This window comes from Treponema sp. R6D11 (genome assembly GCF_054786075.1).
On the sequence record NZ_BDHD01000380.1, the window covers coordinates 1 to 1,212 of the forward strand.

The following is a 1,212-nucleotide window of genomic DNA, read 5'->3' on the forward strand; positions in this document are numbered from 1 at the left end:
GATAAGGTCTATTCTCTAGAGGAATTAAGAGAAAAACTAATTCCAATTTTCGTCGAATTCAATATTAAAAAAGCCGTCGTTTTTGGTTCGTACGCAAGTGGCAAAGCTTCAGCTGGCGACGACCTAGACCTCGTAATTTCTCCAACCGCAACTTTAGAACTCAAACCATACTATGACTTCCAACGCAAAATGCGTGACGCTATAAAACTAAACATAGACATTACATTCGAAGACTATCTAAACCCGTTCATAAAAGAAGATGTTCAAGAAAATTCGGTGGTAATCTATGAAAAATAGAGATGAAATGGTTTTAACCCTTTTAATCGAAAATTGCGACGAAATCATAGATGCCCTCAAAAGATTCAATATAACTACATATACAGAATTCAATAACGACAAAGTTATAAAACGCGCACAAATACGGCTCTGTCAACTTCGAAATGGTTTGGAGCATAGCGAGCAAAGACATTCCAGAATACGGCAAACTTTTCCGTCGTCTTCTCTCACAAATAAAATAGCTATCTCTTCTGGAACACAGCAACTTTACCCTCGCGAATCCCCAATGAACTTGCAACAGCAGACCGTATATTCTCTGCTGTTTTTTTATCTCCCGCTCCCCTCGCAATAACACAAACGCCAGCAATTTTCGGCAACTCTTCCTCTATTATAATTGGGCTTCCATTGACAACCGCAACAGCTGTCTCCTTCTGCATTCTATCTGATTTCTCAATTTGCGTATCAGTCGTCGTTTTTTCATCTTTTGCCAAAATTTGTTTTGTTTGCGAGCTAAGAGTAATAGTCACTTTAGCTTCCCCTGCGCCATACATACAAGAAACCATGTCTTCCAGTTTAGTCTCTAATTCCCTTGCATAATTTGAGTTAGACGTAACCGAATTGCTAATAGGTGTTTCTTTTTTATTCGGTGCAAAAGCAATCCACCCAATCAAGCAAACTGCCATAAGTATCAAATAAATGTAATACTTCTTCCCAAACTCCAACACTCTTTCTTTCATTTCTTCTTTCATTTTTTAACCTCCATTTTTTCTGGTTTATATTCTTTTTGTATCTCACTTTTATGTTCATCATCATATAACACAATCTTCTTCAAAGTTATCACATTCGCGTCATCTATTTCCACAACAGCCCGCGCCCGTACACCATATTTTTTTTCAATGCTTTCTTCTATCTTGCTTTCATAAGCCTGTACCATAT

The 1,212-nt window shown here is 37.5% G+C and carries 3 protein-coding genes; 1 reads left to right on the forward strand and 2 read right to left on the reverse strand.

Features of this window, described 5'->3' with window-relative positions; genetic code table 11:
* The coding region (locus ACYVTD_RS13295; RefSeq protein ID WP_461248218.1) for a nucleotidyltransferase family protein at positions 1-297 on the forward strand (297 nt) is incomplete at its 5' end.
* A 221-nt stretch (positions 298-518) separates the two neighbouring features.
* Here ACYVTD_RS13295 and ACYVTD_RS13300 read toward each other — a convergent pair.
* Together ACYVTD_RS13300 and ACYVTD_RS13305 are read right to left on the reverse strand one after the other, a co-directional pair.
* Entirely contained in the window at positions 519-1,025 is a 507-nt protein-coding gene (locus ACYVTD_RS13300) for a hypothetical protein (protein ID WP_461248219.1), read from the reverse strand.
* A partial coding sequence (locus ACYVTD_RS13305; RefSeq protein WP_461248220.1) for a hypothetical protein occupies positions 1,022-1,212 on the reverse strand: 191 nt, incomplete at its 5' end. The genes ACYVTD_RS13305 and ACYVTD_RS13300, both read right to left, overlap by 4 nt.

What these genes read in the sequence shown, in the direction of transcription:
- ACYVTD_RS13300 (WP_461248219.1), bottom strand. Translation starts at nt 1,025, where the DNA reads ATGAAAGAAGAAATGAAAGAAAGAGTGTTGGAGTTTGGGAAGAAGTAT.